19 protein-coding genes and 1 pseudogene are annotated in these 24977 nt (G+C 59.5%); 12 read left to right on the top strand and 8 right to left on the bottom strand.

The window, feature by feature from the left end:
- Positions 1-87 precede the first annotated feature (87 nt).
- Entirely contained in the window at positions 88-1521 is a 1434-nt protein-coding gene (purB, locus tag HMPREF2942_RS06560; RefSeq protein WP_070507255.1) for an adenylosuccinate lyase, read from the bottom strand.
- Positions 1522-1812: 291 nt separating this feature from the next.
- Here purB and HMPREF2942_RS06555 point away from each other — a divergent pair, with 291 nt between their 5' ends.
- The 6 genes from HMPREF2942_RS06555 (at position 1813) to HMPREF2942_RS06530 (ending at position 10339) form a co-directional block, all read left to right on the top strand.
- Entirely contained in the window at positions 1813-2406 is a 594-nt protein-coding gene (locus tag HMPREF2942_RS06555; RefSeq protein WP_070688685.1) for an ABC transporter substrate-binding protein, read from the top strand.
- 19 nt (positions 2407-2425) lie between these two features.
- Positions 2426-4801 carry an extensin gene (locus HMPREF2942_RS06550; RefSeq protein ID WP_070688684.1) on the top strand — a complete coding sequence of 792 codons (2376 nt, stop codon included), beginning with the start codon at positions 2426-2428 and terminating at the stop codon, positions 4799-4801.
- A gap of 277 nt (positions 4802-5078) precedes the next feature.
- Positions 5079-6206, top strand: coding sequence for a histidinol-phosphate transaminase (locus HMPREF2942_RS06545; RefSeq protein WP_070688683.1), 1128 nt, complete (start codon positions 5079-5081; stop codon positions 6204-6206).
- A gap of 402 nt (positions 6207-6608) precedes the next feature.
- On the top strand, positions 6609-7775 hold the full coding sequence (locus HMPREF2942_RS06540) for a thiamine pyrophosphate-dependent enzyme (RefSeq protein WP_070688682.1): 1167 nt from the start codon (positions 6609-6611) through the stop codon (positions 7773-7775).
- 2 nt (positions 7776-7777) lie between these two features.
- Positions 7778-8764, top strand: coding sequence for an alpha-ketoacid dehydrogenase subunit beta (locus tag HMPREF2942_RS06535; RefSeq protein WP_070688681.1), 987 nt, complete (start codon positions 7778-7780; stop codon positions 8762-8764).
- Positions 8765-8863: 99 nt separating this feature from the next.
- A complete protein-coding gene (locus HMPREF2942_RS06530; protein WP_012902826.1) occupies positions 8864-10339 on the top strand; it encodes a dihydrolipoamide acetyltransferase family protein in 1476 nt (491 codons plus the stop codon).
- Between the two features lie 159 nt (positions 10340-10498).
- On the opposite strand, the gene HMPREF2942_RS06525 is transcribed toward HMPREF2942_RS06530, so the two are convergent.
- From HMPREF2942_RS06525 to HMPREF2942_RS09440, 3 genes are read right to left on the bottom strand one after another with little or no spacing between them, the layout of a single operon-like run.
- Positions 10499-11611, bottom strand: a complete 1113-nt coding sequence (locus tag HMPREF2942_RS06525) for a hypothetical protein (RefSeq protein ID WP_070688680.1) — start codon at positions 11609-11611, stop codon at positions 10499-10501.
- Positions 11612-11644: 33 nt separating this feature from the next.
- A complete protein-coding gene (locus HMPREF2942_RS06520) occupies positions 11645-12307 on the bottom strand; it encodes a sugar O-acetyltransferase (RefSeq protein ID WP_070615318.1) in 663 nt (220 codons plus the stop codon).
- Positions 12307-12456, bottom strand: coding sequence for a hypothetical protein (locus HMPREF2942_RS09440; protein ID WP_005504480.1), 150 nt, complete (start codon positions 12454-12456; stop codon positions 12307-12309). Before HMPREF2942_RS09440 ends, HMPREF2942_RS06520 begins: the two co-directional genes overlap by 1 nt.
- A gap of 147 nt (positions 12457-12603) precedes the next feature.
- Between HMPREF2942_RS09440 and HMPREF2942_RS06515 the strand changes: the two genes are divergently transcribed.
- The 4 genes from HMPREF2942_RS06515 (at position 12604) to HMPREF2942_RS06500 (ending at position 17479) form a co-directional block, all read left to right on the top strand.
- Positions 12604-14370, top strand: a complete 1767-nt coding sequence (locus HMPREF2942_RS06515) for a long-chain-fatty-acid--CoA ligase (protein ID WP_070688679.1) — start codon at positions 12604-12606, stop codon at positions 14368-14370.
- A gap of 326 nt (positions 14371-14696) precedes the next feature.
- On the top strand, positions 14697-15581 hold the full coding sequence (locus HMPREF2942_RS06510; RefSeq protein WP_049338396.1) for a MetQ/NlpA family ABC transporter substrate-binding protein: 885 nt from the start codon (positions 14697-14699) through the stop codon (positions 15579-15581).
- A 146-nt stretch (positions 15582-15727) separates the two neighbouring features.
- Positions 15728-16783, top strand: coding sequence for a methionine ABC transporter ATP-binding protein (locus HMPREF2942_RS06505; protein ID WP_070688678.1), 1056 nt, complete (start codon positions 15728-15730; stop codon positions 16781-16783).
- A complete protein-coding gene (locus tag HMPREF2942_RS06500; protein WP_012902834.1) occupies positions 16784-17479 on the top strand; it encodes a methionine ABC transporter permease in 696 nt (231 codons plus the stop codon). It begins immediately after the preceding gene.
- A 153-nt stretch (positions 17480-17632) separates the two neighbouring features.
- Here the strand turns inward: HMPREF2942_RS06500 and HMPREF2942_RS09370 are convergent.
- The 4 genes and pseudogenes from HMPREF2942_RS09370 to HMPREF2942_RS06485 form a co-directional block, all read right to left on the bottom strand.
- Positions 17633-17785: pseudogene (locus HMPREF2942_RS09370) on the bottom strand (HAD family phosphatase); the annotation flags it as partial.
- 1596 nt (positions 17786-19381) lie between these two features.
- Entirely contained in the window at positions 19382-20143 is a 762-nt protein-coding gene (locus tag HMPREF2942_RS06495) for an HAD family hydrolase (RefSeq protein WP_070688677.1), read from the bottom strand.
- Between the two features lie 160 nt (positions 20144-20303).
- Positions 20304-21722, bottom strand: coding sequence for an FtsX-like permease family protein (locus HMPREF2942_RS06490; RefSeq protein WP_049340885.1), 1419 nt, complete (start codon positions 21720-21722; stop codon positions 20304-20306).
- The gene (locus HMPREF2942_RS06485) at positions 21722-22690 is read right to left on the bottom strand and encodes an ABC transporter ATP-binding protein (RefSeq protein WP_044150924.1); all 969 of its coding nucleotides are present in this window, start codon (positions 22688-22690) and stop codon (positions 21722-21724) included. The genes HMPREF2942_RS06490 and HMPREF2942_RS06485 overlap by 1 nt, the downstream gene beginning before the upstream one ends.
- A gap of 228 nt (positions 22691-22918) precedes the next feature.
- On the opposite strand from HMPREF2942_RS06485, the gene HMPREF2942_RS06480 reads away from it, so the two are divergent.
- A complete protein-coding gene (locus tag HMPREF2942_RS06480; protein ID WP_070688676.1) occupies positions 22919-24208 on the top strand; it encodes a histidine phosphatase family protein in 1290 nt (429 codons plus the stop codon).
- Positions 24198-24662, top strand: a complete 465-nt coding sequence (locus HMPREF2942_RS06475; RefSeq protein WP_070604178.1) for a VanZ family protein — start codon at positions 24198-24200, stop codon at positions 24660-24662. Before HMPREF2942_RS06480 ends, HMPREF2942_RS06475 begins: the two co-directional genes overlap by 11 nt.
- The last annotated feature ends 315 nt before the right edge of the window (positions 24663-24977 follow it).

The raw sequence follows: 24977 nt of genomic DNA, 5'->3' as shown, positions 1-24977 counted from the left end.
GGAACATAGCGAAGACCCAACACGCTAAAGACCCCGAATCCCTGAATGCAGGGACCCGGGGTCTTTTGTTTATATCTTTGCTACGGACTAAGCGTTCTTCGCATGGTCCAGCAGCTGAGCCGCAATACCGTTATAGGTGTGCGGAGTCAGAGCCGACAGACGCGCCTCAGCCTTGGGGGAGAGGCCCAGAGTGGCCACGAACTCCTTCAGACGAGCGGCATCCACGCGGTGACCGCGAGTCAGCTCCTTCAGACGCTCGTACGGGTTCTCCATGCCGGGAACACCCGCGATAGCCTCAGCGCGCATCACCATCTGGATCGCCTCAGCCAGAACCTCCCAGTTCGCATCCAGATCAGCGGAAATAACCTCGGTCGCAATATCCAGACGCTCAAGGCCCTTCACCACATTGGAGATAGCCAGCACCGAGTGACCAAACGCCACACCAATATTGCGCTGCGCCGAGGAGTCAGTCAGGTCACGCTGCCAACGAGAAGTCACCAGGGTCGAACCCAGCGAATCCAGCAGAGCGTTAGAGAGCTCCAGGTTAGCCTCCGCATTCTCAAAGCGAATCGGGTTCACCTTGTGCGGCATAGTCGACGAACCGGTCGCACCAGCCACCGGAATCTGACGGAAGAAACCAATCGAAATGTAGCTCCACACATCGGTGCAGAGGTTGTGCAGCACACGGTTGAAGTGCGCGATATCCGAGTACAGCTCGGCCTGCCAGTCGTGCGACTCAATCTGGGTGGTCAGCGGGTTCCAGGTCAGGCCCAGGTGCTCCACAAAACCACGAGAAACAGCCTGCCAATCAGCGTCAGGAACCGACGCATAGTGAGCAGCGTAAGTGCCGGTCGCACCATTAATCTTGCCGAGGAACTCGGTAGCAGCAGCGTGCTTCACCTGACGCTTCAGACGGTAGGCGAGAACACCCAACTCCTTACCCAGGGTGGAGGGAGTTGCAGGCTGACCGTGAGTGCGGCACAGCATCGGCACGTCGCGGCCTTCCTCAGCCAGCTTCAGCAGAACCTCAATCAGGTTCTCAGCAGCCGGAACCCACACGTTCTCAACAGCATCCTTGATGCCCAACGCGTAGGCGAGGTTGTTAATGTCCTCAGAAGTGCAGCCGAAGTGAACCAGCGGCACCAGGTGACCCAGGCCCAGGCCCTCCAGGCGGCGGCCAATGTAGTACTCGACCGCCTTCACATCGTGAACGGTGACTGCCTCAATCTCAGCCAGCTCCGCCACAGAATCAGCGTTGAAATCGGTCACGATGGCGCGCAGGCCCTTCTTCTGCTCCTCGCTCAGCGGGGACAGACCCGGCAGCACCTCGTGCTCGCACAGGTAAATGAACCACTCAACCTCAACGTGGATGCGGTCGCGGTTCAGCGCCGCCTCAGAGAGGTAGTTGGTCAGGGGCGCGGTCACGGAAGCGTAGCGTCCGTCCAGGGGGCCCAGCGCAAGTTCGCCGGTGCCCAGGTCAATACGGCCAGAAGGCAAGAAGGTGTTATTGGTGTGAGACATAGCTCTATTTTTGCATGAATTCGCTGAAAAAAAGAGGCGGGAAGAGCATATGGACGTGGCGGGCGGCTTGGTTAGTTACAGAAATATGACAAAACGAGGTGCTGCGGAAGGGGTATTTTTCGGGTCTTGAGGGGTCAAAACGTGCGAATTTTTCGAAGCAAGCCTGAGTTATCCACAGGTTGGCGTACTCAGCCTGCACGGTCACCGCGGCAGATTTAGCCTAAAACAAACCCAAACACAGGACAGAAACAGGCGCACAAACAACCAGTCCAACCACCGAAAGGACGCCCCGTGAACACAATCGTCGACACCGCACCACCTCACGCACCCCAACTGCCCAGAATCGAACCAACCGATATCCTCCGCGCAGCAGGACACATGGGCATCGGCACCGCCGCCGGCCACGCCCTCGCCGAACAGCTCATGGCGGCTGCCACCCTCGCCCGCGCCAAAGGGGCAGAACTCGCCCACAGGATGCGCACCGAAGCCCAAGAAATCCGCACCGCACACCAACGCGCCAACGAACTCAACGGCGACCGCTGGGCATCCGAAGCCGGACGCGCCTATCGGCGACAACTCGAAGAACATCGCGAAAAAATCCGCAACCAAGCCGAACAAGCCGAAGGCACCGCCGCCATGATCGCCGCCGCCGGTGAAGAACTCGCCAACGACCTCACCGCCAAAGCACAGGTAATCAAAGCCGCCGCCTCCGCCGTAGATAACCTACTCGGCAAACTCGCCGACGGCGCCGCCGACGCCCTCGAAAAACTCAACCCCGGCGAAATCATCGCCCGCTCAGGCGTGCAAAAAGCCCAGTCAACGCTCGATTCACTCATGCACGTGAATCTGCCCGACGGGCTGAGCTCGCTCATCCGAACCCACTAACCTCACCCTAGGAGACACCATGATTACCGGCCCCACCGTTGCACCCATCGGTGACCTCGCCGGGCCCGTAGACCCCACTGGGCCTGGAGTGCTTACTGGGGGTACCATCAGCGTTACCCTCGAAGAAATGCCCGCCATCGCCGACGGCCTCGACACCGTCAGCCGCACCTGCGCCGACCGCACCATGCCCATTCTCGGCATCGCCACCGAGACTCGGCTCTTCCTCGGCATCAACGGACGCGCCCAGCAGGCTGCCGCTATTTGCGCCGTCCTTGCCGCAGACCTCGGTATGAGTGCCGCAAAGTTCGGCGCCACCGCAGCCGCCGTCCGCGCCGCCCACAGCTCCTACCTGCAGACCGAAAACACCGTCGCAGGCTGGTTTGAGTTCGCAGGTAAGACACACGGTGGAAAGCTACCCGACGGGCGCAGTAGCCAAGACTATATCCGCGGACTTATCGCAAGAGGATACGGAAATGTCACCTATTTTGTGAAGCTCACCATTCCCGAGCTTGGGTATTTCGCGGCCTCTCGGACATTGCCTTTTTCGCCTCTAACCGCTCTCGCCCTCTTCGGCGCAGCCGCCTACTTTGATGCCAAATGGAACCCCGAGATTGCGCGCCCGCGTATTGCTAGCAGATTCTCCGCTATGACGGGACTGCCCCAGGAATTCATTGAGAAAGTACTGGAAAAGAATGGAGTTGGCATTGTAGGTCCTCTTCATGGCCCGGAGGCCGATAAGAGGGCGTATAGCGTGTCTACCACCTCAGCTGAAAAATACGGTGTTGCTGCACATCGTGGCGAGAAAAGCCAGCTCTCTGTAGGCGCCAGTTCGGATCGCTTGCAGGCAGCTGCCAAAGCACAGGACCAGGAGTTCGAACGTTCCCAGCAAGATGCGAGTAGGGGCGAGCGCGGTGCCGTGCTCGTCACCGTCATGTACGAAGCAGGACACGAAGGCGACCCAGCCCATGCACTGTATGTGGTGAGTATTCCGGGTACTAACTTTAATTCCTGGGGTGGTTCTCCCATTGATCCGGCAGGCGCTATGCGTGAAACGTTAGGTGAAGATACCACGAGGAACCCGGCCTACCAGATGGTTCTGCAAGCTCTACGTGATGCCGGAGCACCTCAGGGTGCACGCGTGTACATGGAGGGTTTCAGCCAGGGAGCCATGATTGCCTACAACATGGCTAATAGCCTCGAGGTTGCCAAGGAAATTAATATTGTGGGCATCTACGCTCAAGGTACTCCGCTGCGAGGCTTGCCTGCCAAACGCCGTGGTTTCGCCGTGGACTATGTAGAAGGTGAAGGCGATATTGTTCCGGATAGTGCACTGAGGGATGAGGGAGGCTGGCGTCCTGACGGCCGTGATACAGCAATCACCGTCCAGAATCCTGAACATGATGGTGGAAAATACCGAGAAGCTCTAGAACGCGAAGGATATAGTGGAGCGGTATTTGGCGGTATGCGTGCGGCAATGGACGGCAAAGAGTATGTGCTGGGGGAGCAGAAGGTTACCTCGGGCTCTGCCATGCCAGACGGATACAGCTCAGCTGAGCGAAAGGGCGTAACGCTCGCGCGTCTCGGAACTTACATAGACCGAGCCCATAAATCTGGAGTTAAGTTTGACGAGAAGGGCATAGACGAAGCGATTGAGCAAGGAACGGGCGGTAAGGTTAAAGGCCTTCAAGATATTAGAAATCGGGTGGAACGGGTACAACAAACAGCAGAATATGCAGGGGAGAAGTTCAACAAGACATTTCCCGCCGTCATCGAGGGCGTCCAAAAGACCATCCCTCACCCCGAGCCGACTCCGCAGGAATCTCAGAACCCGCAGCCTGCATGGCCCGAAACCCCCATGCCGCAGATGCCCAAGGTGCCCCTCCTGCAGGGATACAACCCGCAGAATATTCCGCCCGCCATCAATATGCCGAGCGACCTGAGCCGCCCCGAGCCTGCCCCCATCAAGATGCCCGGGGACCTGAGTCGTCCGGAGCCTGCCCCCATCAAGATGCCCGCCCGAATCGAGGCAGAAGGGCAGCTGCCCCCTGCAAGTCTGATTCCGCCGGACATTCTGCCCAAACCTGCAGATCTGCATACGCACATCGAAAAGGTTGTTACTCAGCCAATCATCGATCAGCTGCAACTCCCTAACGCGGGTTCTGTGCTCAAGAATCCTCCAATCTTCGGAGCCGGGCAAGGCGGAGACTACGACGGCGTTGAGTCGCTCATTCCCGCCTTGCCGAATCTGAAGCCGGCGCCTATGCTCCCGCCCAAGAGCATTGACCCCGGGTTCCTCGCACCAACTCCACCCGAGAACATCGACCCTGGGTTCCGCGCCCCAGGCCCTCCCGAGGACCTGAACCCCCTCGAAGAGCGTGAACCCCTGATGGCCTAAACACCGAGTCTAAAAGCACCAATCTCAAGGACTCGGTATCTCAAAGACTCGGTGGAGGGTGGAGGGGCGAGTAGAGTAGAGAAGAGAAAAGGAGGGGCGCCACCGGGAACAACCCCGGCGGCGCCCCTCCATCTTTGCGTACAGTTTTTACATGCAGCCTTTGCGTACAGCGCTCGCGGTCAGTATCTGTTGCCTGCACAGTTACAGCTTGCTCGCGACCTGCTCTCCAGGTGAGAAGCGTTAGCCTCCGAGCCGCCCGCAGGCACATACTGGAACCATGAGCCAGTCAGCTGAACACGCCAACATCCCGGTCCGCCCCGTCTTCAACACTCTGCCCAGCTACGCGGCAGGCAAGCCGCCCGCACCCGTTGAAGGCCTCACCCAGTACAAGCTCTCCTCAAACGAGAACCCGCTAGGCCCCGTACCCGAGGTTGCGCGCGTCCTCGCAGAATTTGCGACCGCACACCGCTACCCCGACCCACTCTCCACCGCCCTGCGCCACAAGCTTTCCGCACGACTGGGCGTGGACGCTGACGACATCGTCACCGGTGCCGGAAGCCTCGGCGCGCTCAACCAAATCCTCAAAACCTTCGCCGGCGTAAATGCCGACGGCGTGCAGGACGAAGTCATCTACGCCTGGCGCTCCTTCGAGGCATACCCGATCCTCGTCGGCATTATGGGCGCTCGCAGTGTGCAGGTGCCGAACCTGCCCGACGGCTCACACGACCTGGACGCTATGGTGGCAGCCATCACCGACCGCACCCGCCTAATCCTGGTCTGCACCCCCAACAACCCGACCGGCCCCGCCGTCACCGAAAGTCAGATCCGTGCGTTCCTGGAGAAGGTGCCCGCCCACATCCCCGTGGTCATTGATGAGGCGTACTTCGAGTTCTGCGCCGCCTCCACCGTGCCGGACAGTGAAGAAGCCCCGCTGAACGGCATGGATATCTACCGCGACTACGAGAACGTCATCATTCTGCGCACCTTCTCCAAGGCGCAGGGCCTGGCGGGTCTGCGCGTGGGCTACTCGATTTCGCATCCGCAGATTACGCAGCACCTGCGCGTGGCGGCAACCCCGTTCGCCGTGACGGCGCTGGCTGAGGCGGCGGCTATCGCCTCCATCGAGCATGAGGGTGCGGTGATGGAGCGTGTGAGCCACCTGGTCGCTGAGCGTGAGCGCGTGACCGCTCGACTGCGGGAGCTGGGCTACGATTTCCCGAGCACTTACGCGAACTTTGTGTGGCTGCCCCTGGGGGAGCGCACGGGTGAGTTTGTGCAGCTGATGGCTGAGCATGCCCTGTCGGTGCGTGCGTTCGGTACCGAGGGTGTTCGCGTGAGCATTGGCGAGGTGGAGGCGAATGACCGTTTCCTCTCGCTCTGTGAGGTCTTCGCGAAGGGGCTCTAGAGCATCTTGTGAAGGGGTGGGGGTACCCGCTCGGCCCTAATTGAACAATGTACTATTTTCCCTTGTCGAGGTTCGTTTGGGCTTTTCAACTGGTTCTCGCGTGGGAAAAATGATGGCTCAAAAAAGCTCCCAAGAGCTAAAATAAACCTCCCGTATATTCTCAAAAAAGAATATACGGGAGGTTTAATTTAATGATGTTCAAATAGTGAATGACAGGGCACAATACACTGCGTTATCAGCGTAACTGCCGCGAGATAAAGCCGAAAAGAGTAGACTGGTAACTATATATGCCCAGACCCTCACAGGCTTGCCGGAACACCTCAAACCCTGCACCATCAGGTGAAAGTTGAGACTAAAACCCAAGCCGCTGAGGGCCAAGCCCTCGTCACGTGTGGAGGTTAGATGCACGAGAACGACAAGTACCCCGGAGTGCCCGAACGCATCCAGCTCATGGATGAAAACGGCACCGTACACGAACACCCCACCTACAGCCGGTACATCGAAGACGTCAACGCAGACACCCTGCGCGAGGCATACCGCCTCATGTACACCACCCGCCGATTCGACGACGAGGCAACCGCCCTGCAGCGCCAGGGTCAGCTCGCCCTCTGGGTGCCCAGCCGAGGCCAGGAAGCCGCACAGGTCGGCTCCGCACTCGCCTACGCACCCAACGACTACATCTTTCCCTCCTATCGTGAGCACGCCGTCGCCCTGACGCGTGGCGTGGACTTCCGCGACCTGATCACCATCTTCCGCGGCTCCACCACCCACGGCTGGGACATGAAGGCACACAACTTCCACACCTACACCAAGGTGCTTGCCGCCCAGACCCTGCACGCAGTCGGCTACGCCATGGGTCTGAACTTCGACGCCGACATCGAGGCTGAAACCGGCACCCGCCGCACCGGTCAGGGCCAGGCAACCGACCCCGCCGAGGACACCCAGAAGCCCGCCGTGGCGGTCTACTTCGGTGACGGCTCCTCCACCGAGGGTGATGCGCACGAGTCCATGGTTTTTGCCGCCTCCTATAACGCGCCGGTGCTCTTCTTCGTGCAGAACAACCGCTGGGCTATCTCGGTGCCCTTCGAGGTGCAGTCCCGCGTTCCGGTGTCCACCCGCGCCGCAGGCTACGGCTTCGAGGGTATTCGCGTGGACGGCAACGACGTTCTCGCCGTGCTCGCCGCAACCCGCTACGCCATGGAGAAGATCCGCGCCGGTGAAGGCCCCGTGCTGATTGAAGCTGAAACCTACCGCCTCGGCCCGCACACCACCGCGGATGACCCCACCAAGTACCGCACCGATGCCGACCTGGAAGGTCCCCTGCGCCGCGACCCCATGCTGCGTCTTGAGAAGTACCTGCGCGAGCAGGGCTACGCCGACGATGCTTTCTTTGAAGAGGTTGCAGAATCCGCACAGCAGGTCGCGAACGGCGTGCGTGAGGCAGTGCTGAACTCCGAGGTTGCCGACTTTGAGTATTTCTTCGACCGCGTCTACGTGCAGGAACACCAGCAGGTGGAAGACGACCGCGAGTTCTACCGTAACTACGTTGCAGGCTTTGAAGAGGAGTAAGCATGAGCGAGAAAATTGAACGTTTGACCCTCGCCAAGGCGATTACCCGCGGCCTGGAAGACGCCATGGAAGCCGACCGCACCGTCGTCATGCTCGGTGAGGATATCGGCAAGCTCGGCGGCGTGTACCGTGTGACCGAGGGCCTGCAGTCGCGCTTCGGCAACCGCCGCGTCATGGATGCGCCCCTGGGTGAGTCCGGCATTATCGGCACCTCCATCGGTATGGCGCTGCGTGGCTACCGACCCGTGCCGGAGATTCAGTTCGACGGCTTCGTGTTCCCCGCCTACAACCAAATCACGAGCCAGCTGGCGAAGATCCACAACCGCACCGATAAGCAGTACACGGTGCCGGTGACCATCCGCATTCCGTACGGTGGCGTGATTGGTTCGGTGGAGCACCACTCCGAGTCCCCGGAGGCGCTGTTCGCCCACACCGCGGGTCTGCGTATTGTGACCCCCTCGACCCCGCACGAGGCGTACTGGATGACCCGAAAGGCGATTGAGTGCCCCGACCCGGTCATTATTTTTGAGCCGAAGCGCCGCTACTGGCTCAAGGGTGAAGTGGACTTTAGCGACACTTCCTTTGATCCGTTTAGCGCCCAGGTGGTGCGTGAGGGTACGGACGCGACCATCGTTGCGTACGGTCCGCTGGTGCCGGTTGCTCTGGCTGCGGCAGAGGCTGCCGTGGAGGATGGCCGCTCGATTGAGGTCATTGACCTGCGCTCGATTTCACCGCTGGACGTGCCGACCGTTGCTGCTTCGGTGGCAAAGACTGGCCGCCTGATTGTCGCGCACGAGGCGCCGACCTTCGGCGGTATGGGTGGTGAGCTGGCTGCGGCGATTACGGAGCGTTGCTTCTACAGCCTGCAGGCGCCGGTGATTCGCGTTGGCGGCTACTACATGCCGTACCCGGTGTCCCGCGTTGAGGAAGAGTACGTGCCCGATATTGACCGTATTCTTGAGGCGGTTGACCGCGCTTTTGACTACTAGGCATTCCCTGATCTGACGTATCAGCGTGTTGCGCTATGGCGGGTTGCAAACCCGCACAGAATATTCCATATAGGGTATATGCCCTAGTGAGAGGTAAAAATGTCCCAGATTTTCCCGCTCCCTGACGTGGGCGAAGGCCTGACCGAAGCAGAAATCCTCAGCTGGAAGGTGGCAGTCGGCACCGAGGTCGCCATCAACGACGTCCTCGTCGAAATTGAAACCGCGAAGAGCGTCGTGGAACTACCCTCGCCCTTCGCCGGCACCGTCGAGGCGCTGCTCGTTGCCGAAGGCGAAACCGTTGAGGTGGGCACCCCGATCATCAGCATCTCCGGCGGCGACAACGCACCCGCAACCCCGGCGGCACCCGCCGCGGCAGAGGCTGAGTCCGGCACCGCACTGGTCGGCTCCGGCCCCAAGGCGGACGCTGTGAAGCGCCGCGCCCGCAAACGCCCCGCCTCCGCGGCCCAGCCCGCACAGGCTGTTGCGGCACCGGTCGCACCGGCTGTTCAGGCACCCGTGGCGCACACCCCCGCCGACTCGGCGAACCGCAACCAGGGCCTGCTGAGCGAGCTGGCTGAGCGCGCCTCCCGCTTTGTGGAGAACACCCCGCTGAACTCGGTGGTGCAGCGTCTGGCACCCGAGCCCGCAGCGGCTCCCGCGCCGACTTTGGCTCCTGAGCAGGTTCCGCACCGCCCGACCCTCGCGCCGCCTCCGGTGCGTCTTGCCGCAAAGGAGCTGGGTGTTGACCTGGCGAACGTGACCGCTACCGGTGCGCGCGGCCAGGTGACCAAGCAGGACCTCATGAACTATGTGGCGCACCTGAGCGATGTGCAGCATAGCGGCGCCCGCCAGCCGTTCTGGCAGCCCGCAGCCACCCCCGGTGACCGCATTGAGCGCATCCCGGTGCGTGGCGTGCGTAAGGCTACCGCGAAGGCTATGGTTGCTTCGGCGTTTAGCGCCCCGCACGTGTCCATCTTCGTGGATGTTGATGCCTCCCGCACCATGGAGTTCGTGAAGCGTTTGAAGAAGTCCCGCCACTTTGAGGGTGTGAAGGTCACCCCGCTGCTGGTGCTTGCCGCCGCGGTCATTTGGGCTGCTGAGCGTAACCCGCAGGTCAACGCGACCTGGACCGATAGCGAAATCCAGATTAAGCACTTCATGAACCTGGGTATTGCTGCGGCGACCCCGCGCGGCCTGATGGTTCCGAACATTAAGGACGCTCAGGAGCTGTCCCTGCGTGAGCTGGCTATCGCGCTGAACAACCTGACCACTCGCGCCCGTGAGGGTAAGACTCAGCCCGCTGAGATGGCGAACGGCACCCTGACCATTACGAACATCGGTTCGCTGGGTATTGATACGGGTACCCCGATTATTAACCCCGGTGAGGTGGCGATTGTTGCCTTCGGTACGATCAAGCAGAAGCCGTGGGTGGTTGATGGTGAGGTCATTCCTCGCTGGGTGACGACCCTGGGTGGCTCCTTCGATCACCGTGTGGTGGATGGCGACCTGTCAGCTCGTTTCATGGCTGATGTGGCTGCGATTCTTGAGGAGCCTGCACTGCTGCTGGACCACTAAGCGGAACATTTTGGCTAGTCAGCGCCGTATTGCTGGGTAGCTAAGGCCGTTTAGGATACAGATACTTAGATACAGAAAACCTCCGGTACCTTTCGTAAGGTACCGGAGGTTTTCTGCACGTTTTATCCCTATCGCAACGAGGCGCGGGTGCTTAGAAGACTAGGCGTCCTCGCGTGCCACCTGGTCGCTCGGGTACTTGTCCACGCGGCGGTGGTACAGGCGTCCCAATAGGCCGCCGAGGATAGCGCCGAGGAAGCTCAACGCCAGAACCAGCAGAACCGCGAGCAGGCCGTTCGCGAAATCGCCCGCAATCAGCTTCTGCAACGACAGGGACGCGACACTATTCTGGAACAGCTGAGGCATGAGGAAGGTCGCCAGGGATCCGAGGATGAGCGCCATAATCTGCCAGAGCCACACGGCAATGCCCTGCTTCGCGCCGGCGAATCGTGCCATGCGTCCCGCCGCGTAACCGCCCACCAGGTAAGCGAAGAAAATGAGCACACTCAACGCCACCGCGACCGGCACGGCGTTCGACGCGCCGCTGAAGAGTCGGGAGACCACCGAGGCGTATTCGATGGACTCGCTCTGACCGGTCAGGGTCAGCCACGACTGGATAGCCCACAGGCCACCGTCCATGAGGGAGATGGTGATCAGCCAGCCGAGCAGGCCGGGCAGTAGGTGCATGCGGGAGTAGCGGCTCTTCTGCATGGACAGTGCGGTTGCGGCGGTGAGGATGGGTTCCGAGCCAGCGGCATCACCTGCGGGGGTGGGGATGACGAAGTGGTCATCTGCCGCGGGGGCAGCCTGCGGGGCGCTGGGTGCCGCATGGGCGTTGCCGGGTGCGGGCACCTCGTAGCTTGCCGCTGCGGTCGGTGCGGTAGGGGGTGCGCTAGCTACGCCGCCGCGCACGTTGTCCGTGCTGGGGGCTGCAGGCTTGTCGAGCCAGCTGAGGTTGTCGGTAGCGGGTTCGCCCAAGTCAGCGCCGGAGTCTGCACTTTGAGCGGTGCTGTTTGCGGAGAGGAGCGGCTGCGTTGCGGTAGCCGCCTCGGTGAGGGGGCGGGTCGCATCCTGCGAGGACTGCGCGGAGGACTGAGCCGAAGAGGCCGCCTCACGCGCCTTTTCGTGGGCGCGGCGTGCCGCGTTCAGCTCCTCATCGGTCAGAATCACGGTGGGGTCGTCGGAGGAGAATGCCGCCTCCCACAGGTCACTTTCGGTGGGGGAGGACGCCGCGGCGGCCGGATGCTGCTGCGGGGTGTTGTTCTGTGCGTTCATTAAATCCTTTGGATTCTAGTCCTGGGTGCTGATTTAGCGGTTGCGGTCAGCGTAGAAGGCGCGTGCTTCTTCCAGGGCTTCTGCGGAGTAGGTGTGCGGGTATGCCGGGCGTTCGTTCTCGTCCAGGGTACGGACCACGCGGCCGGGGTTGCCCACCACGAGGGAGTTAGCCGGGACGTCCTTGGTGACGACGGTGCCCGCGCCAATCACGGAGTTCTTGCCGATGGTCACACCGCCCAGGATGATGGCGCCGCCACCGATCCAGACGTTGTCTTCAACGGTGATGGGCTCGCCACCTTCCCAGTATGCGGCGCGGTCGATCGGGTTGAGCGGGTGGGTGGGGGTGAGGAACTGTACGTTGTTGCCGACGAGCACGGTGGAGCCGATGCGGATCGGGCAGACGTCCAGGAAGACGCAGCCAAAGTTGAAGAAGGAGCCGTCACCAATATAGGTGTTCACGCCGTAGTCGAAGCGTGCGCCGGGGCGGATGTGCGAGTGCTCGCCCAGGTGGCCGAGGTGTTCACGGTAGACGTGCATTGCCTGTGCCTGCTCGCCGCGTGCGTAGTGTTCTTCGGCGAGGACGGTTGCAGCGTGGATGCGCTTAGTCTGCGCGGCGCATTCGGCGTCGGGCATGTAGGCGGCGCCGGAGACCATGCGGTTGAAGATGTCGCCGTTGGGGCGCTGCGGGGTGTGCATTAGTGGGCTCCTCCCAGAAGGTAAGCAAGTGCGATGATGGCCATTCCGAACAGGATGACGACTCCTCCGGCGATAGCGAATCGTTTGGAAATTTCGCGGAGGAGCTTCTTGAACTGCTCGTCAGTGATGTCTTGCTGTCGTTTACTCATGCTTTAAGTATCCCAGAGTTGCGGGGTTCTGCCTTAGTGTTTCGGTGTTTATTGCGGTATCTGGGGTGGGTGTACCGTGTGATTTTCAGCGTGGGAAGAAGCGCTACTGAGTTGAAGCGTGAGGGTGTGGGAAGGCACAATCAATGCATGACTGAGGCTCAGAAGAACACGAACCTGCAGGATGCGGCGGCACCTGCATCCCCCGCTGGCGTATCGGCTGGTGCGCATCCGTTGGCGCATCGTCCCTGGTTGAAGAATTATTCTTCGTGGACTGCCCGCGATATTGAGCTGCCCGAAACCTCGCTGAGCCACCTCATTGACGAGGCGGTCCGCACCGTACCCCACAAGGTGGCGCTGGAGTTCTTTGGCGCGACCACGACTTACGCTGAGTTGGGGGATCAGATTGAGCGTGCTGCGGAGGGCCTGCGCGTGGCGGGTGTGCAGGCGGGTGACCGTGTGGCGCTGATTTTGCCGAACTGCCCTCAGCATATTGCGGCGTTCTACGCGATTTTGCGCCTGGGCGCAATTGTGGTGGAGCATAACCCTCTGTACACGGGCGCGGAGTTGCGCCACATGTTTGAGGATCACGGCGCGAAGGTCGCGATTGTGTGGGATAAGATCGCTTCGCATATTACGGGTCTTCCTGCGGATATCCGCCCGAACCATATTTATTCGGTGAACATGATTTCGGCGATGCCCGCGCTGATGCGTACCGCGCTGAAGCTGCCGTTGAAGAGCGCGCGTGCTTCGCGTGAGAAGCTGACCGGTTCTGCGCCGGGTACGGTGCCGTGGACTCAGCTGGTGAAGAGCGAGCGTATTGACCCGTCGCATCGCCGCCCGACCGCGCACGATATTGCGCTGCTGCAGTACACCTCGGGTACGACCGGCCTGCCAAAGGGCGTGATGCTCACGCACCGCAACCTGGAGTCTAACGGCCGCATGGGTGAGGCATGGATCAACCCGGGCGATGACGAGGTGATTTACTCGGTTCTGCCGCTGTTCCACGCGTACGGTATGACCCTGGGCGTGACGATTGCGTCGCTGTGCCGTGCCCGCCTGGTGCTGTTCCCGACCGTGGACATGGACCTGATTTTGAAGGCGATGAAGAAGACCCGCCCGACCATTCTTCCTGCGGTTCCGCCGGTGTATCGCCGCCTCATGGATGAGGCGAAGAAGCGCGGCGTGTCCCTGGAGGGTATCCGTTACGCGGTTTCTGGTGCGATGAACCTGCCGCCTGAGCTGGTTGCCGAGTGGGAGGAAGCGTCCGGCGGTTTCATGGTGGAAGGCTACGGCCTGACCGAGTGCGCGCCGCTGGTGTCCTGCAACCCGCTTAATGACACTCGCCGTGCCGGTTTTATTGGTGTTCCGTTCCCCTCCACCGATATTCGTGTGGTGGACCCGGAAACTGGCGAGGATGTGCCCGATGGTGAAGAGGGCGAGCTGTGGGTGAAGGGCCCTCAGCGTTTTGCCGGTTACTGGAAGCGTGAGGACGAGACGGCGAAGACCATCACTCCCGAGGGTTGGCTGCGTACCGGCGATATTGTGCGCCTGGATGAGGACTACTTCATTCAGATTGTCGACCGTATTAAGGAAGTCATTATTACCGGCGGTTTCAACGTCTCCCCGACGGAGGTTGAGGTCGCCCTCAAGCAGCACGACATGGTCGCGGATGCGGCGGTAGTCGGTATTCCGCTGCCCGCCGGTGGCGAGATGGTGGTCGCCGCTGTGGTTCCCGCCCCGGGCCGGGTGGTGCAGGAGCATACTCTGCGTGAGCACTGCTATTCGAAGGTGACCCGTTATAAGGTTCCGCGCCGCATCGTGGTGGTGGATGATCTGCCCCGTTCGATGCTGGGTAAGGTTCTGCGCCGTAAGGTGCGTGAGCAGCTGATTGCTTCGGGCGAGTTCGATCAGTAGTACTGGTTGATTCCCTGCCGCCTGTAACGGGTGGCACTATGGACGCCGGCTTGGGTTTTCGTGCCCGAGCCGGCGTTTTGTGTGTGCCTGAATACACTGGCAATGACACCGTCAATGACGCTTTGTGACCTGGAAATAATCAGCGTGTGACGAATTGTGACAAAATATGACGACCTTGACGTTCTGTGTCTCATGAATAGCCATTAACTTCCACACCCGCCCTTGTGCGTGCTGTAATTGTCCCATCATCATTCCCATCGGATGTGCTAGTACCAACGTGAGCACCCGGTGGAACGCATCATCATTCAACAGAAAGATTCATAGCCGTGAAGAAGTTTGCTGCTGCACTCGCAGTTGTCCCCATGGTCTTTGGCCTGGCAGCCTGCGGTTCCACCAACTCCTCCTCTTCCTCCTCTTCCGCATCCAAGAAGGTCACCATCGGTGTGGTTGGCTCTGAGAAGTTCAACAAGACCCTGAAGGAAGAAGCTAAGAAGCAGGGTATCGACATTGAGTTCAAGGAGTTCAGCGCTTACACCGAGCCGAACCCCGCACTGGACGCCGGTGACATCGACATGAACCGCTTCCAGCACATCGCGTACCTGTCCAACTACAACGTGAGCGCTAAGAAGGACCTGCAGATTGTCGGCCCGACCGTTATCTACCCGATGGCTCTGTTCTCCAAGAAGCACTCCAAGTTGGCTGACATCCCCCAGGGCGGCGAGATCGTTATCCCGAACGACACCGTGAACGAAGCCCGCGCTCTGAAGCTGCTGAAGACCAACGGCCTGGTTACCTTCAAGAACGCTGATGTTGACGCACCCACCATCGACGACGTGGACACCGCTAACTCCAAGGTGAAGGTCACTCCCGTCGACGCAACCCAGACCGTGGTTGGCATGGAGTCCGCTGACGGCGCAGTCGTCAACAACGACTTCCTCAAGGATGCAGGCCTGAAGCCCGCAGACGCCCTGGCTCAGGACGACCCCAAGACCGACCCCTCGGCTGTCAAGTACGTGAACCTCTTCGTTGCTCAGAAGGACAAGGCTGACGACGAGACCTACAAGAAGATTGTTGAAATCTTCCACACCAAGCCCGTCATGGATGTTGTTCAGGAAGAGACCCGCGGTACCGCTGTTGAGGTCAACGTGAGCACCGACGAGCTGCGTCAGTCCCTGGCTAACGAAGAAGCCAAGCTGCGCGCCAAGAAGTAATCTTCTAAATACACGCCTCCTCTAGGCATACGCAAAGGCGGTAAGTCTAAGCACCCGATGCGGGTCACGACAGGCTTACCGTCCTTTGCGTACCGGCGTTAATGCCCTTTAGCGCCCCAACCACGACATACAACGGATACAAACTTATGAGTGAACTGGTACAGAGCTTCGGTGACAGCACCGAGCCCATGGTGGTTCTGGACGGAGTCTCCAAGGTCTTCGGCAACGGCCCCAAGGCAGTAGTTGCTGTCGACAACGTCTCCCTCACCATTAACCGCGGTGAAATCTTTGCAATCATCGGCTACTCCGGCGCCGGTAAGTCTACCCTGGTCCGCCTCATCAACGGCCTGGAAACCACCACCAGCGGCACCCTGACCGTCGGTGGCTTCCAGATTTCCGGTAAGCGCGACTCCGAACTGCGTGAAGCACGCACCAACATCGGTATGATCTTCCAGCAGTTCAACCTGATGAACTCCCGCACCGTGCTCGGTAACGTCGAGTTCCCGCTGAAGATTGCCGGCTGGTCTAAGAAGGACCGCCGCGAACGCGCCCTGGAAATGCTTGAGTTCGTGGGTCTTGCCGACCGTGCAGGTCATTACCCGAACCAGCTTTCGGGTGGTCAGAAGCAGCGTGTGGGCATTGCTCGTGCGCTCGCGACCAGCCCCGCCCTGCTGCTGGCGGATGAGTCCACCAGCGCGCTGGACCCGGAAACCACTCATGAAGTTCTTGCGCTCCTTAAGCGTGTGAACCGTGAACTGGGTGTGACCGTCGTGGTGATTACCCACGAGATGGACGTGGTCTCCAGCATCGCTGACCGTGTGGCCGTCATGGAGTCCGGCCGCGTGGTGGAGCAGGGCAACGTCTACGACGTCTTCTCCAACCCGCAGACCGACGTGGCAAAGCTGTTTGTTGCGACCACCGTCAAGCTCGCCCCCACCGGCAAGGAAGCGGCTGAGCTGCGCGCAAACCACAAGGGTTACCTCATCAACGTTGAAATCGTGGAGGGTAACCAGGAGCTCGGTAAGGTGCTGTCCTACCTGGGCGTCCGTAACGTCCGCTTCAACATTGTGGGCGGCGGTATTGAGACCCTGCAGGGTAAGGCGTACGGTACCCTCACCCTGGAACTCCTTGGCGAAATCACCAGCATTGATGCCGCCGTTGCCGAACTGAAGACCGTTGCCCGCGTGCAGGAGGTGCGCTAAATGTTTGCTACTACTCTTCCGCTGGCTGCGTCTAAGACGGACTGGTCCGAGTTCCTGCCCGAGAAGCTGCTCCCGGCTATCGGCGATACGTTCTACATGGTGTCTATCACCATGCTGTGCGCCGGTCTGGTCGGCCTGATTGTGGGTGCTCTGCTGTACACCACCCGTGAGGGCAACATCTTCCAGAACCGTTTCGTGTACACGATCCTGAATATTCTGGTGAACGTGATTCGCCCGATTCCGTTCATTATTTTGATTGCGGCTTTGGGCCCGCTGACGAGCGCCGTGGTGGGTACCCGCCTGGGCGTGAATGCGGCGGTCTTCGCAATGAGCTTCGGTGCTGCATTCGCTATTGCCCGTATCGTGGAGCAGAACATGGTCTCCATTGACCCGGGCGTGATTGAGGCGGCGCGTGCGATGGGCGCTTCAAAGCTGACCATCCTCTTCACCGTGATGATTCCGGAGGCGCTTGGCCCGCTGATCCTCGGTTACACCTTCCTCGTCATTGGCGTGGTGGATATGTCCGCTATGGCCGGTTACGTGGGTGCTGGCGGTCTGGGTAAGATCGCGATTGTGGACGGCTACCAGCGCTTCAACGATGAGATCACCTGGGCTGTTGTGGCGATTATTATCGTCCTGGTTCAGCTGGTTCAGTTCATCGGTAACTTCCTGGCGAAGAAGGTTATGCGCCGATAAGCTCGTGCCCCTTGTAGGCCTTGTAGGTACTGTAGGTACGGCTGATACAGCATAGAAGACCCCCGGTCTGCTCCTTGAGGAGCGGGCCGGGGGTCTTTCCTCGTACCGGGTCTTTCTTGATGCTGCTACGAGGGCGGCGGGTGCAGCTTAGCCCTGCGCCGCCTCCAGGTACATATCCGGGGCGGGCTTACCGGTGGGAACGTCGTTGCTGCTGACCCAGGTGCGCACCAGCGGGGCGTAACCGTAGCTTTCCATTTTCAGGGTCAGAATGTTCGCGGTGGAGTTCGACGCCACCGCAACCGGCATGTCTATGACCTACACATCAACAACACCGCCAGATCACAGGGCGAATGCCCTCCGCGCGGAAGATTAGAGCCTTCCGCCATCTATGCGAAGAGCGAGCCGTTTGTGCTTCTTATGCTTCGCCAATCGACCGACCGAGCCGACCGACTGGCCTGTGTTGTTTGTTGTGATGCCCCTTGTGCTTTTCATTCAAATACCTTTGTGTATTTTGTTTGGAAAGTACAAGGGCATTCGCTTCTCTCTCTCCCCTCACCTCTCTCAGCCTGAGCTGTGAGGTTGAGTCTTGGAACAGAAGGAGAGAAGCCAGAGAGAAAAAGAGCCTGAGCGTTAGCGAAGTCCGCTTAATCGGACGTAAAATAAAAGTTCCTAGACCGTAGAACTGAAGTGAGAGAGTTGTGAGGACAAGACCAGAGTTATCTCCTGCTCGTAAGAGAAGAAAAGCATACGCACGTAGGAAAGAAGAAGAGAGGTGGGTGAAAGCAGCAGGGGAAGTGAAGACTGTTTACCGCTGTATCTGCGATAAGAACCTAGAAATGTGTAAGGCAGAGGAGCATCCGAAGCGCAATAAGACGACTTAGGATGTAAGTTTGCTGAGGAGAGAGAACGGGCTGGGAGCTTTAGCAGCTAAATACTATAGTGTGCAGTGGCGCAAATTGTTATTGAATCATTACTAAAATAATTTTGACTCCCATTTTGCTGATTGATATCATAAAAGTGTTCTGTTTCACATCAAACTAGAGATATTATCAACAGCTAGAGAGGGACAGCCAATGAAAAATGTTAGTAAGTCAATTGCAAGTTGTATTTCTGTAACTGTAGCGATAGGTATATCTGGGCTGGTGAGCTATCCTGCTCACGCAGAATCCACTGCTCCACAAAGCGTCTCATCTGTTTCACCTACTTTAGGTAGCTTTTCTACAAACTCAAACGAAACGGGGTATGCCACCGCTGACAGCAAAAATTGAATAAATATCTGAGGTGATTAAGTTGGTCGACACTAGATACATACCGATACCTGAATTATGGTTCGCAGGTTATTCTTGCTATTATTTTACATCTTCGCATGATATAATGGTTTATAATGTTCTCAGTATTTTAACTCTTTGTGGAGTTTTTGGGTACTCTGCATATCGTGCAAATAAGAACTACGTACAACCTGCGGCATCCTTCATAAAATCCGTATTTTTTATGTTGTCTGTGGTAATTTTACAAGTGTATTGGCTTGACCCTTTGGCTCAGGTTGTAGTTCTACTTATGAGTATCCTGTACGCTTTTGTTTTCTATAAGCAACAGCCGAAATAAGCATCCTTGGAGTTCTAAAACACCTAGCATCACGAGAACCTGCCAATGTTCAGGTTCTCGTGATGTTTTGTATTGGTACCGTTTAGTGAGACTTTGGAAAAGTAGCGCTCCGCGAGAGTGCTGATGAGGTCAAAGGGCTACAAGAGCAGGTGCTAGAGAGGCAGCTGATAAGCATAGAAGACCCCCGGTCTGATCCTTGAGGAGCGGGCCGGGGGTCTTTCTTGATGCTGCCTGCCAGGTGAGGCGGTGGCGCGGTGAGGCGTCTGCGGTACGTGCTTAGTTCTGCGCTGCCTCAGACTATTGAGCTGCCTCAGACTGCTGTGCCGCCTCAAGCTTGGCGATCCAGGTGCGTGCCGCCTCCCAGAGCTGCGGGTCATTGAACGAATCGAAGCGCCCAAAACCGGCCGGTGCCTTTGCCGGGTCGGTGCCTTCCGGAACGTAAATCATGACCTTTGTACCGGCGTCACGTGCCGCCTGCGCGCCCGCGGGGGAGTCCTCGAACGCCAGCGCCTCGTGACCTTCAAAGCCGAGGCGATGTGCCGCCTCCAGGTACATGTCCGGGGCGGGCTTACCGGCCGGAACGTCGTTGCTGCTGACCCAGGTGCGCACCAGCGGGGCGTAACCGTAGCTTTCCATTTTCAGGGTCAGAATGTTCGCGGTGGAGTTCGACGCCACCGCAACCGGCATGTGCTCGCTCAGGAAGCCCAGGAACTTCTGCGCACCCTCAATCAGGTCCACGCCGGAGCTGATGACCTCGTGCTCGGTGGTGAGCAGGTCCTTCATCACGCGTTCATGGTGTTCGGCGTACTCTGCGGAGGCAACATTCGGCTTCTGGCCGTTCTGCGCCTCGTAGGAGAGCAGGGCAAGCTCCTCGGCGACGTCGGCTGCCGCCAGGCCGGTGAGGCGGTGCTCGACCTCTTCGGTGAAGGGAACAGACCAGCGGGCGAAAAGCTCACGCTGCACATCGTTCCAGACGGTCTCGGAGTCGAGGAGGATGCCGTCGCAGTCGAAGATTGCGCAGCGGGGGAACCAATCGGAGGGTACTGTGTGTTCAAACATAATGTCAGTCTCTCACAGGGCTTGAGGCTATGGAAGCGGTGGCCCGGTGCGTGAGAAAACATGCAGGGTTGTGCCTCGCCCGCAGAACGGAAAACCAGATGAAGAAACCCTCCCGCCGCATCCAGAACGGATGCAACGGGAGGGCAGAAGCTAAAACAGCTTAGAGAGCGGACACCGGCTTGTGAGTCACCTGACGCATAAACGGAATGGTCGCCAACAGGCCCACATAGACCAGCGCCAGACCCAGTGCAATAGCGCCGAAGGTCATACCGAACATCTTCGTCAGAATCTCACCGGAAAGACCCTGCGCCGCAATCAACGCCGTCAGCGGCAGACCCAGCAGCGCAGAAACCACGCTAATGAGCACCAGCGGACCGAAAACCACGGTAAGGCGCGAAGCCTGCAACATCCTCGTGGGGGTACCCATCATATTCAGCGAAGAGTACAGCGAACCACGCTCGTAAATGGCGGCGCTCTGGTTCAACACTGCGGAGAGAGTGATCAGCAGGTACGAGAAGAACAGCATGAGCAGCATGCCCTGGAACATGTCCGACATGATGGTCATGAAGGGGCCGGCGGCGGGGCCTACCTCCTTCGCCGTTTTGTTCATCTCACCCGCCAGAATCAGGATGGGGCCGAAGAAGGTCACCAAGAAGGTCGACAGTGCCACACCCGAAACCTGACGCCACGCCCCGCGCGGGGACTCCAGCACCGCACGGTACCCCAGCAGAACCGACGCCTTCTGGGTCATGCGCACACGAATCTTTGCGTACGCCCACACCAGGAAGGTACCAATCAGGTCGATAGCAACCATCATCAGCAGACCCGGCAGAGCAATGAAAATCGCTAGGTTCTTAATCGCGCTATCGGCACCGCCGTCCTGGAAGGGTGAGAACATGCTAAAACCCTTCGAGGTCGAAGCCAGAATCATCACGGCAATGACCAGAACAACACCGATACCCAGAGCAATGTAACCGGCGGAGCCAGCCTTCGCGCGGGTACGCACGCCCAGCGGGCTGATGCTGACCTTCGCCAGACCGAAGAGGGAGCTGAGAGCCGCCAAAACCATACAACCCAGGAAGCAGTAGAAAATCACGCTCACCGGCAGGAGCATATTCTCAGCACCCAGCGGAACGTTCATGAAGTGTAAAGCGCCAAAGGGGAAAATCAGCACCAGGTAGAGCAACAGACCGATGACGAAACCCACAAGAGAGTACACCAGCGCGTCCGCAACGGACAGACCCACAATCAGGGTTGTGGAGGCACCAATCAGGCGCAGGGACGCCAGACGCTCATCACGGCGGCGGGCACTCAAACGAGCAGCCGAAGCGCCCAGGGTAAAGAGCGGAACAATCAGCACCAGAGCGGCAACCCACGCCAAACCCATGTAGAGCTTCTGAATGCCCATCAGGTTGATCATTTCGTGGTCAACGTTGGCGTGCTCAAGCCAAGTACTCAGCGCCTGAACACCACCGGCAACCGTCAAAAACAGTGCCGAGGAGGCGGCAAAAGCCAGCACGGGAAGAATCGCCTGCGAACTCCATAGGGTTCGCTTGGCGAGTAGAGCATAGATTTGCATTATGCACCTGCCTGAGACTGAGCGCCGAAGCTCTGAGCGTGGTTCTGGGAAGCGGGAACACCGCCCTGGTTATTGCGCTGATCGCTCACAATCTGACCGTCCTGCAGGTACACCACGCGGGAGCACGCCGCCGCCACGTTCGGGTCGTGAGTAACCACCAGCAGAGTCTTACCCTGCTGCGGAATCATGGTCAGCAGCAGAGCCATCACCTCACGCGCGGTCTTCGAATCCAGCGCGCCGGTCGGCTCATCCGCGAAAGTCACGGGGGCACCGTTCACCTGGGAGCGGGCAATCGCCACACGCTGAGCCTGACCACCGGACATCTCGCCCATACGGCGGTCCAGCATCTGACCCAAACCCAGGCGGTTCAGCAGATCAGCCGAAATGGAACGCGCCTGCTGGCGGGGAACACCGGCAATCATCGCGGCGAGGGAGACATTCTCCTCTGCGGTCAGCTCGGGAACCAGTAGACCCTGCTGGAACACGAAACCAAACGAGTTAGCGCGCAGGGAGGTGCGCTCACGCTCACTGAGGGACTCCACCGCCACCTGACCGGTCGGGCCATTGAACAGCACAGAACCGGCATCGAGCTTGATAATGCCCGAGAGCGCGTGCAACAGGGTGGTCTTACCGGAACCGGAAGGACCCATAATCGCCACGGACTCGCCGGGGAAAATATCCAGGCTCACGTTACGCAGCACCGGGTTATTGCCGTACGACTTGTGCAGGTTACGGGCAGAAATAATCGCGCCGCGCGCGAAGGGCGCCTGCTGCATCTGCTGAGGTGCCTGAGCCGGGTAGCCCTGCGGCTGACTCTGATAGTAGCCCGCCTGGCTCTGCTGAGCCTGCTGGGGCTGACCCTGCTGAGCGGAATACTGACCGGCAGGCTGCGCCGCCTGCGGAGGGGTCATTGAGTACGGGTTCTGAGCCTGGAACTGCGGGTTCTGAGATTGAGGATTCTGCGTCATGACAACCTTCATTGGGTATGAACTAACGGAAGTACTCTTCTATCATCTCAGCTTCTCGGCGGCTCACCCCTCCGTCTGGGGGCTGAAAAATATGGGAAAACCCTGAAAAAATTTGCCCGACCGGGTACTCAACCGCCCCGCAGCTCATACCGCGGTATGAGTGCGCTTCATGAGAGAATACGCCTCTTGCCCCCTTGAACTGCGCGGGGGCAATGCCATACTAGAAGGATGACCGACGCACAGAACACCCCTATCATCACTCCGGTAGCCGACCCCGAGGCAGGAACCCGCATCATCTTCCTGCGCCACGGCCAGACCGACTGGAACATCGACCACCGCTTCCAGGGCGGCACCGACATCCCCCTCAACGACACCGGCAGAGAGCAGGTCCGCACCGCTATCGGCGCCCTGCAACAGGCAGCAGCTGAGGGCACCAGGGTGGACGCTATCGTCTCCTCGCCCCTTTCCCGCGCCGTAGAAAGCGCCGAAATCGTAGCCGAAGGCCTGGGCGTACCCTACCGCGGTGCCATTGACGGCTTCCAGGAACGTTCCTTTGGTGACCTGGAAGGCCAGATCGCTACCCGCGAGCTGATTCTCGCCTCCCGCCAGTCCAACAATGCTTTCAACGTGGAACCGAAGAAGGACTTCCTCGCCCGCTCCCTCGCGGCGCTGAACCGCGTCCGCCGCGAATATGAGGGTCAGACTGTTGTGGTTGCCGCGCACGGCATGCTGATCGCGATGACCATGACCGCCCTGCTGGCTGACCGCCACCCCGAACTGCTCAACGAGGACGGTATCTACCCGATCCCCGTGAACGCCTCCCTGACCGAGGTGCCCCTGCAGTACCTGGACGACGCGATCGACCGCCTGGTTGTACAGCACCTCGAGCCCGAGCTGGGCCCCGAGCAGATTCCGGCGGGCGCCCAGAACACGACCCTCACCCTGATTCGTCACGGCCAGACCGACTGGAACAAGGCGAACCTGATGCAGGGCATCACCGACATTCCGCTCAACGACACCGGCCGCGAGCAGGCACGCACCACCGGCAAGAAGCTCGCCGACATGGGCCTGGAGTTCACCGTGCTGGTGTCCTCGCCGCTCTCCCGCGCCCACGAGACCGCGCAGCTGGTCGGTGAGCACTTCGACCTGCAGGTGCACAAGACCTACCCCGAGCTGGTGGAACGCGCCTACGGTGCCGGTGAGGGCCTGGACATTCCCGCCCCCGAACGCCGCGCCCCCGAACGCTACTACCCGAATGTGGAATCCGAACGTGACGTGTACATTCGTGCGGTGCGTACCCTGCGCAATATCGTGCGTGAACTCTCTGAAGCCTCGGGCGACCAGAAGATTATTGCTGTCAGCCACGGCAGCTTTATCCGCCGCGCCCTCTCCGCCGCAGCTGGTGAAGAATGGACCGTGACCGTGCCGAACGCCGAACCGCTCACGATTGACGTACCGGGCCTGTTCGCGTGGGATTCGACCAAGCAGTTCGACGAGGTGGGTCGCCTTGTCTGGTAAAGAATGGTCTGGCGCTCGCGTGTGGCGGCTGATTCTCTGGCCCGTCACGGCGCTGTACTGCGCGGTGGTGGCGAGTATCGTGTTCGCCCCCGTGCACGTGGACGATAACGAGATGGGCGGCCGCCTGGCGCAGCTACTGGATACCGGCCACGCCGAGGGGTGGCTGCCTGCGTTCATCACCTATTCGAGCATTGAGCAGCTTTCGAACGTCATCATGTTCATTCCGGGCGGTTTTCTTTTCGCCCTGCTACTCAAACCGAAGGCTCGCCCGCACGTGCTGTACTCGGGATTTTTGGTCAGCGCCTGCATTGAGACAATCCAGAGTTTCATGCCTGATCGTACCGGCGATCCGGTGGATGTGCTGATGAACGGTTCGGGTGCACTGCTGGGTGCGGCGGGTGCTTTGGGTGTACATCGTTGGCGTCGCGTGCGTCGTGAACGTCAAGGTAAATAAGGTTCTGTGCCCGGTGGAGGCGCTGGTTTCGAGGGTTCTCGGCGAGGGTTCTCGGGGCCGGCGCCTCCACTTTTTGCCGTGTTAGGGCGCTGTGTAGGTGTTTGACACTGTGCGGATGGTGGGGGAGTGGGAAAACCCAACAGTTCATTAGGTCAAACAGACATAAACAGGCAGTGACCTCCGATATGGTGTGGTTTCGGTAGGGAACATTCGGGTAATATTCCGGCAAATACAGCGTTTTATATTGACTTGCCCACAAAAACCCACATAAAATCAAGTATTACCCTAAAGCGTTCTGTCGGTTCGCTGAAACCA

It is taken from the genome of Rothia sp. HMSC071C12 (genome assembly GCF_001813895.1).
Lineage (GTDB): Bacteria > Actinomycetota > Actinomycetes > Actinomycetales > Micrococcaceae > Rothia > Rothia mucilaginosa.
The sequence above is the reverse complement of the archived record's forward strand: the minus strand, read 5'-3'. Positions and strand labels throughout refer to the sequence as shown.